This window comes from Acutalibacter sp. JLR.KK004 (assembly GCF_036941085.1).
In the GTDB taxonomy this organism is placed as follows: Bacteria; Bacillota; Clostridia; order Oscillospirales; family Acutalibacteraceae; genus Acutalibacter.
In genome coordinates this window covers 280,311-291,957 of sequence record NZ_JAYMNQ010000003.1, presented here as the reverse complement: position 1 = coordinate 291,957, position 11,647 = coordinate 280,311, and the positions used below count along the sequence as shown (strand labels likewise).

Below are 11,647 nucleotides of genomic sequence, written 5' to 3'. Positions count from 1 at the left end.
AAAACAGAGAAAGGACGGCACAGAATATGGACGGCAGAGAAATTTTTGCAAGGCTTAACAAGGTGTTTCAGGAGGTGTTCGACGACCCCTCCATCCGCCTGACCCCCCAGACCACCGCGGACGATATTGAGGACTGGGACAGCCTGGAGCACATCACCCTGATTTCCGCTGTGGAGCGGGAATTCCGCATGAAATTTAAAATGAAGGAGATTTCCTCCATGAAAAACGTGGGGGAAATGGCAGGTATCATCCAGGAGCGGGCGCGGTAATAGAAAAGTATAGAAAAGCCGGTACGGGCTTTCCCGTACCGGCTTTTCATTTTTCCATATGAAAGGCGCTACTGCCTGTACATCTTGGCAAGGCCGCCCTCGCTTGTCTCTCTGTATTTGCTGAACAGATCCCGCCCTGTTTCATACATGGTTTTCACCACCACGTCAAAGGAGATTTTCCGGGTGTAGGTGAGGAAGTTTGCAAGGCTCAGGGCATTGATGGCCCGCATGGCGGCAACGGCGTTGCGCTCAATGCAGGGAATCTGCACCAGACCCCCGATGGGATCGCAGGTGAGGCCCAGGTGGTGCTCCATGGCCACCTCGGCGGCATATTCAATCTGATCCAAATCCATGTGGTACAGCTCTGCCAGCCCTGCCGCCGCCATGGAGCAGGCGCTGCCGATTTCCGCCTGGCAGCCGCATTCCGCCCCGCTGATGGAGGCGTTGGTCTTTATCACGTTGCCGATAATCCCGGCAGCGGCAAGGCCCTTTAAAACATCCCGGTCGGAAAAGCCCATCTGCTCCTGCTTATAGAGCAGCACAGCAGGCAGCACGCCGCAGGCCCCGCAGGTGGGGGCTGTGACAATGGTGCCGCCCCCGGCGTTTTCCTCGCTGACAGCAAAGGCATAAGCGCAAACCTTCCGGTTTTCCCGGGTTTCCTTGCTTTCGTCCATGTGGCGCTGGCGGTTGAGGTACATGGCCTTGCGCCGCACCCCCAGGCCGCCTTTTAGCTCCCCGTCCTTGCGGATGCCCCGGTATACGGCCTCCTTCATCACCTCCCACACTTCCGAGAGGTAATCCCAGATTTCCGGCCCTTCGCATTCCTCTGCATACTGCCACAAGAACATGTCTTTTTCCCGGCAGTAGTCCTTAATCCCGGCAAAGCTTCCGAGGGGGTACACGTGGGGCGGATCAGCGGCGGGCTGGCCCTCTATTGTAATTTTCCCCCCGCCCACACTGTACACCCGCCAGCGGCCCAGGAGCTTCCCGCCCTGGAGGGCTTCCAGATCCATGGTGTTGGGGTGGGGCAGTTCCTCTGTCTCCATGTCAAAAATAATTTCCGCTGGCAGAGGGGCTAAAGCCTCTGCCACAGCCGTATCGGTAAGGTGCCCTTTGCCTGTTTTGGCAAGGGAACCGTAAAGGGTCACCCGGAAGCCGTCTGCTTCTGGATGTGCCTCCTTAAAGCGCTGGGCCGCAAAGCTTGGCCCCATGGTGTGGGAGCTGGAAGGCCCCCGGCCTATCCTGTATAATTCGCGTAAAGATTCCATACTTTTCACCTTTTTTTAGAACTTGGGGCTTGTCTCGCCTGCCAGCTCGGTCGGTTCGCATGCTTGCAAACGCTCGCGCAAAGCGCGAACGTATGGCCGCAGGCAGACGCTCACCCCCAAGCCTTTGCAAATCCTTTTGAAAAGGGATTTGATTCTAAAACTGCCTCGGGAGCACCCCGGGCACGCGATGGCCTGCGTAAGCCGTGAAAATTCTTTTCACGGCGGCCCCCTTCCGCCCGCGTTGCCCGCGTCCCGGATCCAACGTCACGTTGGCTAGTTCTTTAGGCTCTGCAGGGGAGCGGGGATTCTGCCGCCCCGGCTGATGAATTCCAGAGGGGAGGCGGGGTTTATGTCCATAATCGGCCCCATGCCCAAAAGCCCGCCGAAGTCCAGCTCCTCTCCGGCCTGCTTTCCCACAGCGGGGATTACCCGCACAGCAGTGGTTTTGGAATTGACCATGCCGATAGCCGCTTCGTCTGCAATAATGCCGGAGATGATTTCCGGAGAGGTGTCTCCGGGAATGCAGATCATGTCAAGGCCTACGGAGCACACCGCCGTCATGGCCTCCAGCTTCGTGAGGGTCAGGCAGCCGCTGCGGGCAGCCTCTATCATGCCCGCGTCCTCTGTCACCGGGATAAAGGCCCCGGAAAGCCCGCCCACGCTGGAAGAAGCCATCACGCCGCCCTTTTTCACCGCGTCGTTTAAAAGGGCCAGGGCCGCTGTGGTGCCGTGGGCGCCGCATTGGGAAAGGCCCATGGCCTCCAGAATATAGGCCACGCTGTCGCCAATAGCCGGAGTGGGGGCCAAAGACAGGTCCACAATGCCAAAGGGCACGCACAGCCGCCGGGAGGCCTCCTGGGCTACAAGCTGTCCCATGCGGGTAATTTTAAAGGCTGTGCGTTTAATCAGCTCGGCAATTTCCGTCAGGCTCTTTCCGTCCCCTTCCTTCTTGATGGCAGCCCGCACCACCCCTGGCCCGGAAACCCCCACGTTTATCACGCAGTCCGGCTCTCCGGGGCCATGGAAGGCTCCCGCCATAAAGGGGTTGTCCTCCGGCGCGTTGCAAAACACCACCAGCTTAGCCGCGCCAATGCACTCCCGGTCAGCGGTACGCTCTGCCGTCTCTTTCACCACCCGGCCCATCTTTTTCACCGCGTCCATGTTAATGCCCGCCTTGGTGGTGCCTACGTTTACAGAAGAGCACACCAGCTCTGTTTCGGACAAAGCCTCGGGGATGCTCTCAATGAGGGCATAGTCCCCAGGCCCAAAGCCCTTGTGTACCAGGGCCGAATATCCCCCAATAAAGTTTACCCCCACGCTGTGTGCGGCGCTGTCCAGAGCCTTGGCAAAGCGCACCGGGGACATGGCAGGGCAGGCTCCCGCCACCATGGCAATGGGGGTGACGGAAATCCGCTTGTTGATAATGGGGATGCCGTACTGGCGGCTGATGTCCTCCCCGGTCTGCACCAGCCTTTCGGCATAGCGGCAAATTTTATCATAGATGGCCTGTGCCGCCTTCTCCCCGTCCGGATGGATGCAGTCTAAAAGGGAAATGCCCATGGTGATAGTGCGCACGTCCAAGTCCTCGTTGTCTATCATGTTGATGGTTTCTAAAATTTCCTTCGTGTTCAAAAAAATCCCCCTCACGCGGCTGCAGGAATTAAATCCTGTGCATAGAATTAAAGATGTCCTCGTGCATAATGTGTATCTTCAAATCCATTTTGGCTCCCAGATCGTCGAAAATATCTGCCAGCTCCGCCACGCCTGCCGCAGCCCCTGTGATGTCCACCAGCATGACCATCACGAATAAATCCTGTAAAATAGACTGGGTAACCTCCAGCACATTCATGCCCTTTTCCGCGCACAGGGCTGTAACCTTTGCCAGGATTCCCACCATGTCCTTGCCGATAACGGTGATAACCGCCTTTTCCATTTTTTCCATATCGCGCATCCTTCCTTCAGTGTATTCGGCATTCAGATGCCCAAGGCCCGCAGGTTTTTCAGGCTCTGCTCCAAACAGTCAAAGGGGCTTCCCTCGCAGATATCCTGCTCCACCAGCAGGTGCTCTGTGCCGCCCTGTGCCTGTAAAACCTCCAGAATTTTCTGCCAGGGAAGGTTTCCCTCCCCCACCGGGGCCATCACAGGCTCCATGCCCCGCACAGCCATGTCCTTCAGGTGTACGCAGGGAATGCGCCCTTTCAGGGCCTTCAGCCAATCGCACACATCCCCGCCGCCCATCTGCACCCAGTAGGTGTCCAGGGTAATGCCCATCTCTTCCGGGGAGAAGCTTTCCAGGAGGGTTTCCAGCACCAGCCTGCCGCCAAACTTCTGGAACTCCAGGTTGTGGTTGTGATACATTAAAAGCATCCCGGCCGCCGCAATCTTTCTGGCAGGCTCCTTATAGTCCTCCGCAAAGCGCCAAAGCCACTCCGGATGCCTGTACTTCTCCGGCATCATGCCAATGCCGATATACTTGCAGCCCATTGCCTCGTGCTCTTTTATCACCGCCTCTGTGTCGCGGAGGATGCGGCCTGGGTCTGTGTGGGTGAGGACAATCTGAAGGCTGTGCTTGTCGCAGAGTTCCCGCACTGTCTGGGCGGGAATCGGCCCGATAGCGGAGATCTGAACGGTTTCATAGCCCATTTCAGCCACTTTTCCCAGGGAATAATCCAAATCCTCCGGGGTCTGGGTATATGTGCGTAATGTAAAAAGCTGTGCGCCGATTGTCATGAAAATGCCTCCTTTGGCTTTTGGCGTCTCTGCGGTTCTTTTACCTGAAGTGCTTTGCGGCTTCTGCGGCTAGTATACCATAAGCGCGAAGCGCGTTGGTATTGTGTCCATCGCCTGCCCGACTGAAGGAAAGGCTAAGGCGGGACACATTTAAATCAAGTATAATAACCGCTTTGCGGTTATTATACCATGGTAGAAGCAGGCAGTCAAACAGAATAAAAGCGGCGGTTGCCTTGCTTCCCGGTTTGCGGTATAATGGGCATAAAACCTGAAAACCATGGGAGGTCTAATTTATGCGGCGTGTTTTTGTAATTGTTCTGGATTCCCTGGGCGTGGGCGCCATGGCGGACGCCCCTGCCTATGGCGACGCGGGAGCCAACACTTTAGGGCATATCAGCGAAAAGGCAGGGCCGCTGCATATCCCCCATCTGTTAGAACTGGGCATGGGAGAAATCTGCCCGCTGCCGGGCACCCCTGTCCCGGAAAAATTTTCCGGGAAGGTTCTGCGCATGAACGAGCTGAGCGCCGGGAAGGACACCATGACAGGCCACTGGGAAATGATGGGCCTGCGCACCACCGCCCCCTTCCGCACCTTTACGGAAACGGGCTTCCCGGAAGAACTGCTGAAAGAGCTTTCCCGGCGCACCGGCCGGGGGATCATCGGCAACAAGGCGGCAAGCGGCACCGCCATTTTAGACGAGCTGGCCCCCCGGCAGTTGGAAACAGGGGAGCTGATTGTCTATACCTCGGCAGACTCTGTGCTGCAAATCTGCGGCAGCGAGGAAACTATGGGCCTTGCGGAACTGTACCGCTGCTGCGAAATTGCCCGGGCGCTCACCTTGGAGGAGCCTTGGAAGGTGGGACGGGTAATTGCCCGCCCCTATGTGGGCAAGGCCCCGGGGCAGTTTAAGCGCACAGCCAACCGCCACGACTATGCTGTGCCTCCCTTTGGCCCCACTGTCCTGGATGCCTTAAAGGAAGCTGGCCTGGAGGTTATCAGTGTGGGGAAAATCAGCGATATTTTTGCAGGCCAGGGCATCACCAAGTCACATCATTCCGAAAGCAGCGTTCATGGCATGGAGCAGGCCATTACAATCGCCCAGGAGGATTTCCATGGCCTTTGCTTTGTGAACCTGGTAGACTTTGACGCTCTCTGGGGCCACCGCCGCAATCCCGATGGCTACGCCCGGGAGCTGGAGCGCTTTGACGAAAAGCTGGGAAAACTGCTGCCCCTGCTGGGCAGGGAGGACAGGCTTTTCATCACTGCAGACCATGGGAACGATCCCACCCACACAGGCACCGACCATACCCGGGAGCAGGTGCCCCTGCTGTGCTGGTCGCCGGGAATAGGGCCTGCCCGCCTGAAAGACAGGGATACCTTTGCCGACCTGGGCGCTACCGTCTGCGGGCTTTTCGGCGTCGCCCTGCCCGCAGGCTGTGTGGGAACACCCATTGAGGAAATGCTGGCGCAGTAAAACTTTCCTCCACTCTGCCCCCTGTTTTCTGGGGAGTGTCCAAGGCAAACATTTTGTGAAAGAATAAGGAAGATATGAGAAAAGCAAAAGAAGATCAATGGAAAAGGCGTCCGTATTGCGGAAAGACAGAAAATCAGATCAAAGCAGGGTACAACGGTTCGGCAAGCCAGCGGATGGCGGACGCAGCCCCTGACCCAGGGCGACAGCATTTAACTTTTTGTCGGAACATGGTAAAATAGAGGAATGGAAATAGAAAGATTAAAAACAGCACTGGAAAAGGTAGAGGACCCGAGAAGAACGGACCGAGGCCATGTACTGCACAAATTGGAGGACATTTTAATAATCGGATTGTGTACTCTGGTATGCAACGGCAGTGATTTTTCGGATATGGAGGATTTCGGAAGGGAACGGGAGGAATGGCTAAGGAACTTCCTGGAACTGCCAAATGGGATACCAGACAGTGACACATTCCGGCGAATTTTCGAGCGATTGAACCCTAAAATGCTGGCCGAAAGTCTGTATGACTGGCTGGCCAACAACCGAAAAGAAGGCAGTGTAATTGCAGTAGATGGTAAAACGATTTGTGGAAGCGGAAACCATAATCACAAGGCATATCATGTAGTAAGTGCTTTCGTGGCGGAAAATCAGGTCACTTTGGGAGAGATCGTTACCGAAGAAAAGTCCAATGAAATCACTGCTGTACCGGAACTTCTGGAGCTGTTGGAGATAAAAAACAATATCGTGACAGCGGATGCCATGAGTTGCCAGAAGGAGATCGTAAGAACAATTACCAGTAAAAAAGCTGACTATGTGATTGCCCTGAAAAGGAACCAGCCTGGACTACTGGAGAATGTTGTTCTGTATTTTGACAGCTTTCGGGAAGAAATCCCTCTGTTCAGCACAGATGAAAAAGACCATGGCCGAATAGAAAAACGGGAATACCGTTTATTAACAGACCTGTCCTGGCTGCCGGAACAGAAAGACTGGAGTGGCCTAAAGTCAGTGGGAGAGGTTCGCACAACTGTTACAAGGAATAGGGAAACTTCTACTGATACTCGGTATTTCATCTCCTCGCTAACCGAACTGCCACGTTTTGCCCATGCGGTACGATGCCATTGGTCTATTGAAAACCAGCTGCATTGGTGTCTGGATGTTATTTTTGACGAGGATAGCTCCAGAGCAAGGAAAGATATGTCACCGCTCAACCTGAATGTCCTTCGCAAGGTTGCTCTGTCTCTCTGTAAAAATTGTCAGAACCCTAATCTCCGTAAATCAAGCCTACAGAAACGCCGCTTCCGCGCTTCCCTTAATCCTGATACCTTCCTCTCCATTTTGTTGGGAACTTAAATGCTGTCGCCCTGGCCCCTGACCGTAGAAATCTTGACGGCCTTTAAAATCTGTGCTATACTATTTTGGTTTAGCCAGGGGCTTATCCGCCCGCTAAAAGCCCTGGCAAGAAAGGACGGTGCTACATTTATGAAAATGGTCAAAACAGGAAACACAAACAACACAGGGAGGGATACTGCTTCTGGACGAAGCTAAGCAGGCCCCCGGCCTGTTCGGCTAATGCGGCATGGCCCTCCCGCAGCTAAACGGAGGGAAACATTTTGTTAAAACGCTTTAAACAATTCGTATCTTTTTACAAGCCTTATGCTGGCTGGTTTTTCGCAGACATGGCCTGCGCGCTGCTGATGTCTGCCATCGCGCTGGTGGTGCCCCTGGGCGTGCGCACCATCACAGAGGATGTGCTGGCCCAAGGCATGGCCAGCCCCCAGGGGCGCATTTTGCGGCTGGGGCTGATACTGCTTTTGCTGGTAATCGTGCAGGCGCTCTGCCAGTATTTTTTAGATTACCAGGGACACCATATGGGCGCAAAAATGGAGCGGGACATGCGCGCCCAGTTGTTCCGCCACTGCCAGGGGATGTCTTTCTCCTTTTATGACACCCATAAGGTAGGGGAGCTGATGTCGCGCATTACGGCGGACTCCCTTTCCCTGGCGGAATTTTTCCACCACTTCCCCGAGGACGTGGTGGTGAACGCCATCCAGCTTCTGGGGGCAACTGTGATTCTTTTTCACATCAACTGGAAGGTTACCCTGGCCCTTTTGGCGCTTCTGCCTTTTATGGCGGCGTATACCCTGTACTACAGCAAGAAAATGCGGGAAGCCCTGGCCGAAGGGCGCAGAAGCGCAGGGGATGTGAACGCCCAGGTGGAAGACTCCCTTTCCGGCGTGCGGGTGGTGCAGTCCTTCACAAACGAGCGGTTGGAGGAGGAAAAGTTTGACCGGCAGAACCAGCGTTTCCTGGAAAGCCGCCGCCGGGGCTACCAGAGCGAGGCCAAGCTTTACTGCGGCATGGATGCCTTTGCAAACCTGCTGCCCATTGCGGTGGCAGTGTTTGGGGGGCTGGCTATCTGGGCAGGCGCGATGAAGCTGCCCGACCTGGTTCTTTTCATGCTGTACGTAAACTATTTCTCTGCCCCGGTCAGGAGCCTGGCAAACACCAGCCGCCTTTTGCAAGAAGGCTCCACCAGTTTTGCCCGGTATTGGGAGCTGATGGACATGTCCCCGGAAATTCAGGACAGCCCCCAGGCCCGGGATCTTCCCCGGGTGAAGGGGGATTTGGAACTGAAGGACATCTCCTTTTTTTATGACGGCGGGGCCTCTGTATTCCATGGGCTGGATCTCTCCATCAAAGCCGGAGAGTACGTGGCCCTGGTGGGGGCTTCTGGCGTGGGCAAAACTACGCTTTGCTCCCTTATTCCCCGGTTCTACCAGGTGCAGAAGGGGCAGATCCTGCTGGACGGCCAGCCCGTAGAAAACGCCACCCTGCGCTCCCTGCGGCAAAACATCGGCATGGTGCAGCAGGACGTATACCTGTTTGCAGGCACCATCGGGGAAAACATAGCCTACGGCAAGTCTGGCTGCACCCAGGAGGAAATCGTTGCCGCCGCGCAAAAGGCAGGCGCCCATGCCTTCATCCAAAAGCTGCCCCAGGGGTATGACACAGACGTTGGCCCTCATGGCGTGCGCCTTTCCGGCGGGCAGCAGCAGCGGGTTTCTATTGCCCGGGTGTTTTTAAAGGATCCCCCGGTTTTGATCTTTGACGAGGCCACCAGCGCGCTGGATGCCCACAGCGAGAAAATTGTCCAGCGCTCTCTGGAGCAGTTGGCCCGCCGCCGCACCACCCTGGTGATTGCCCACCGGCTTTCCACAGTCCGGGGCGCGTCCCGCATTTTGGTGCTGGATGAAAACGGCGTGTGTGAAGAGGGCACCCATGAAGAACTGCTGGCCCGGGGTGGTGTGTATGCCGGCCTGTATCAAACGTCTCTGGAGGTCTAAGGCCATCCAGGGCTGGGAAGGCGGTCCTTTCTGGGATGAAAATATGAACCAGAACCCCCGTGCGGCAGCGCCGCACGGGGGTTCTATAAACTTCGATATTACCCCAGGCCCTCCAGTTCCTCTGAAAGGGCTGTCCACTGCATAAGAAGGGCGTCTGCCTTTTCCCGCAGTTCGGCAATTTCCTGGGAAATCCGAGCCACTGCTTCGTAATCGGCGGCTATGTCCGGGTTTTCCAAATTTTTTTCCAATTCTGAAACAGCCCCGTCGTTTTCCTCAATCTCCGTTTCCAGCCGGCGCAGGGCTGCCCGCTTTTTCCGCAGCTCCGCGTCACGCTCTTTGCGCTGCTTATAGAGATTCTGTTTGGGCGCGGCTTTCTTCTCGGCTATAGCCTGCCGGGCCTCCCGCTTTTCCAGGTATGCGTCATAGTTTCCCAGATACAGCTCGGCCCCCTGGGGGGTTAGGGCATACACCTTGTCTGCCAGGCGGTTAATCAGATAACGGTCATGGGACACCACAAACAAGGTGCCGTCATAGCCGGAAAGGGCCTCCTCCAGGGCCTCGCAGGAGCCGATGTCCAGATGGTTTGTCGGCTCGTCCAGCAGCAGGAAATTGGCCCGGGACAGCATCAGCTTTAAAAGCAGCACCCTGGCCCGCTCCCCACCGCTTAAAGCCCCTATAGGTTTGAACACGTCCTCCCCCTTAAAAAGGAAGATAGCCAAAGCGCTTCTGATTTCCGTCTGGGTCATCTGGGGATGGATATCCCATATCTCGTCTATTACGGCCTTATTGTCATGCAGGCTTAGCTGGGACTGTTCATAGTAACCCAAGTCCACCCCCACCCCCAGGCGCACCTCCCCCGCGTCCTGGCGGTATTGGCCCAAAAGGATTTTAAACAGGGAGGTTTTGCCGCAGCCATTAGGCCCAATGAGGAAAATTTTCTCCCCCCGCTTAATCTCTATGTCCACGTTTTCAAAAAGGGGCGCTTCCCCAAAGGCCAGGGAAAGGCCCTGGGCTGTAAGCACATCGTCGCCGCTACGGCGGCTGGCGTGGAACTGGAAGCGAATGGAGTCCGGGTCGTCCTCCGGCTTTTCCAGGGTGGCCTCCAGCCTGTCAATAGACTTCTGCTTGCTGGCAATGGTCACATAGTTGCGCTCCTGGTTCCAGCGCCTCTGCTGCTCAATAATGCCCTCTATGCGCTTAATTTCCCTCTGGGTGCTTTCATACACCCGCTGCATGGCAAGGCGCTTTTCCTCCTTTAAGGCCAGATACCGGGTGTAATTGCCCTTGTAGCTTTCCAGGTGCTTGCCTTGCAGCTCCAGGGTACGGGAAGTCACCTTGTCCAGGAAATACCGGTCGTGGGAGATAACCACGTAGGCGTGGGGATAGTTTTTCAGGAAATCTTCCAGCCATTCCACAGACTGGATGTCCAGGTGGTTGGTAGGCTCATCCAGCAGCAGAAGGTTTGCGCCGCCCAAAAGCATTTTGGCAAGCTGCAGCTTTGCCTTCTGCCCGCCGCTTAGCACCCCCACCCTGTTCTGAATCTGCTCCTCTGTAAACCCCAGCCCTAAGAGGGCGCTGCGCGCCCGGGAGCGGCAGGTCAGCCCACCCCCGTCCACAAAGCGGTCGTTCAGCTCCGTCTGCCGCAGGATAAGGGCTTCCATTTCCTGCTCCGGGGGATTTTGGGAAAGCTTGCTGGAAAGAGACTCCAGCTCCTTTTCCATTTCCAGCAGGGGGGCGAAAACTGTCATAACCTCTTCAAAGGCGGTTTTTTCAAAGTCCCGGCACACATGCTGCTCCATATAGCCAGGGGTGCAGTCCTTTGCGAAAATTACGCTGCCCGTGTCCGGCGTATATTCCCCAGTAAGGGTTTTAAACAGAGTGGTTTTTCCGCTGCCATTCACCCCTACCAGCCCGATGTGCTCCCCCTTCTGCATTTCAAGGGTGATGCCCTCTAAAATTGTTTCTTCACCAAAGCTAACGGTGACATCGTTTACTGTTAAAATAGCCATAAGTACCTCATCTCGTTTTTGGGAAGGGCAGATGGAGGAACCCGCAGGTTCCATATGAGAGGCAGCGCCCGTCCCTGTTTCACAGCCCGCTGAGACACTGGCGGGCATATACTTTATAAGTATATCGCAAAAATATAAATTGCGCAAGCCTGAACAGGCAACTGGGAGTGTCCAAAGACAGAGTTAAAGGAAGTCAAAGAGAGAAAAAAGGACAGCAGCCCCAGGATGGCGGGAGCGATAGCGGCTTTTCTGTGCGCCAAAGCGGTTATAAGCACGAACGAAAACAGTAAGAACGGCCTGAAGGTTCTCCAGCTTTCTGAGAAAGCAGCTGCTGCGCCGTGCCAAGGTCGGGATATAATGCCGCAGGTCAGCGTTGACACCTTCCACGGTGAAAGTATCATTTTTGCTATGATATATTGAAAATGTGCTTTCCAGGGAAGATCACGTCCAGATAGCCGCTATACCCACCTGTGCAGTATCTCTTCGCTTCCTGGCTGCCTATCCGAAGCAGCCCGCCTACTCCTCCGCCGACTTTTTGAAACGGTTGGTGAAGAT

9 protein-coding genes are annotated in these 11,647 nt (G+C 55.5%); 4 read left to right on the top strand and 5 right to left on the bottom strand.

Annotated features, from left to right (window positions below; genetic code table 11):
* Positions 1 to 26 precede the first annotated feature (26 nt).
* Positions 27 to 269 (top strand): acyl carrier protein, encoded by a 243-nt coding sequence (locus VSQ30_RS19140; protein ID WP_160643598.1) that lies wholly within the window; start codon positions 27 to 29, stop codon positions 267 to 269.
* Positions 270 to 337: 68 nt separating this feature from the next.
* Here the strand turns inward: VSQ30_RS19140 and VSQ30_RS19135 are convergent, their stop codons facing one another.
* From VSQ30_RS19135 to VSQ30_RS19120, 4 genes are all read right to left on the bottom strand, one after another.
* Positions 338 to 1,537, bottom strand: coding sequence for an L-serine ammonia-lyase (locus VSQ30_RS19135; RefSeq protein WP_334466607.1), 1,200 nt, complete (start codon positions 1,535 to 1,537; stop codon positions 338 to 340).
* 273 nt (positions 1,538 to 1,810) lie between these two features.
* Positions 1,811 to 3,169 (bottom strand): PFL family protein, encoded by a 1,359-nt coding sequence (locus tag VSQ30_RS19130; protein WP_334466604.1) that lies wholly within the window; start codon positions 3,167 to 3,169, stop codon positions 1,811 to 1,813.
* A gap of 28 nt (positions 3,170 to 3,197) precedes the next feature.
* Positions 3,198 to 3,479, bottom strand: a complete 282-nt coding sequence (locus VSQ30_RS19125; protein WP_237076351.1) for an ACT domain-containing protein — start codon at positions 3,477 to 3,479, stop codon at positions 3,198 to 3,200.
* 32 nt (positions 3,480 to 3,511) lie between these two features.
* Positions 3,512 to 4,267 (bottom strand): sugar phosphate isomerase/epimerase family protein, encoded by a 756-nt coding sequence (locus VSQ30_RS19120; protein WP_334466600.1) that lies wholly within the window; start codon positions 4,265 to 4,267, stop codon positions 3,512 to 3,514.
* 293 nt (positions 4,268 to 4,560) lie between these two features.
* Between VSQ30_RS19120 and VSQ30_RS19115 the strand changes: the two genes are divergently transcribed.
* The 3 genes from VSQ30_RS19115 (at position 4,561) to VSQ30_RS19105 (ending at position 9,083) form a co-directional block, all read left to right on the top strand.
* Complete coding sequence (locus VSQ30_RS19115; protein WP_334466598.1) at positions 4,561 to 5,742, top strand: phosphopentomutase; 1,182 nt, start codon at positions 4,561 to 4,563, stop codon at positions 5,740 to 5,742.
* Positions 5,743 to 5,985: 243 nt separating this feature from the next.
* Positions 5,986 to 7,089, top strand: a complete 1,104-nt coding sequence (locus tag VSQ30_RS19110) for an ISAs1 family transposase (RefSeq protein WP_334462467.1) — start codon at positions 5,986 to 5,988, stop codon at positions 7,087 to 7,089.
* A gap of 260 nt (positions 7,090 to 7,349) precedes the next feature.
* Positions 7,350 to 9,083 (top strand): ABC transporter ATP-binding protein, encoded by a 1,734-nt coding sequence (locus tag VSQ30_RS19105; protein WP_334466595.1) that lies wholly within the window; start codon positions 7,350 to 7,352, stop codon positions 9,081 to 9,083.
* Positions 9,084 to 9,181: 98 nt separating this feature from the next.
* Here VSQ30_RS19105 and VSQ30_RS19100 read toward each other — a convergent pair whose 3' ends face one another.
* Complete coding sequence (locus VSQ30_RS19100) at positions 9,182 to 11,092, bottom strand: ABC transporter ATP-binding protein (RefSeq protein ID WP_334466593.1); 1,911 nt, start codon at positions 11,090 to 11,092, stop codon at positions 9,182 to 9,184.
* Positions 11,093 to 11,647: the final 555 nt, after the last annotated feature.

What these genes read in the sequence shown, in the direction of transcription:
- VSQ30_RS19140 (WP_160643598.1), top strand. Translation starts at nt 27, where the DNA reads ATGGACGGCAGAGAAATTTTTGCAAGGCTTAACAAGGTGTTTCAGGAG.
- VSQ30_RS19135 (WP_334466607.1), bottom strand. Translation starts at nt 1,537, where the DNA reads ATGGAATCTTTACGCGAATTATACAGGATAGGCCGGGGGCCTTCCAGC.
- VSQ30_RS19125 (WP_237076351.1), bottom strand. Translation starts at nt 3,479, where the DNA reads ATGGAAAAAATGGAAAAGGCGGTTATCACCGTTATCGGCAAGGACATG.
- VSQ30_RS19120 (WP_334466600.1), bottom strand. Translation starts at nt 4,267, where the DNA reads ATGACAATCGGCGCACAGCTTTTTACATTACGCACATATACCCAGACC.
- VSQ30_RS19115 (WP_334466598.1), top strand. Translation starts at nt 4,561, where the DNA reads ATGCGGCGTGTTTTTGTAATTGTTCTGGATTCCCTGGGCGTGGGCGCC.
- VSQ30_RS19110 (WP_334462467.1), top strand. Translation starts at nt 5,986, where the DNA reads ATGGAAATAGAAAGATTAAAAACAGCACTGGAAAAGGTAGAGGACCCG.
- VSQ30_RS19100 (WP_334466593.1), bottom strand. Translation starts at nt 11,092, where the DNA reads ATGGCTATTTTAACAGTAAACGATGTCACCGTTAGCTTTGGTGAAGAA.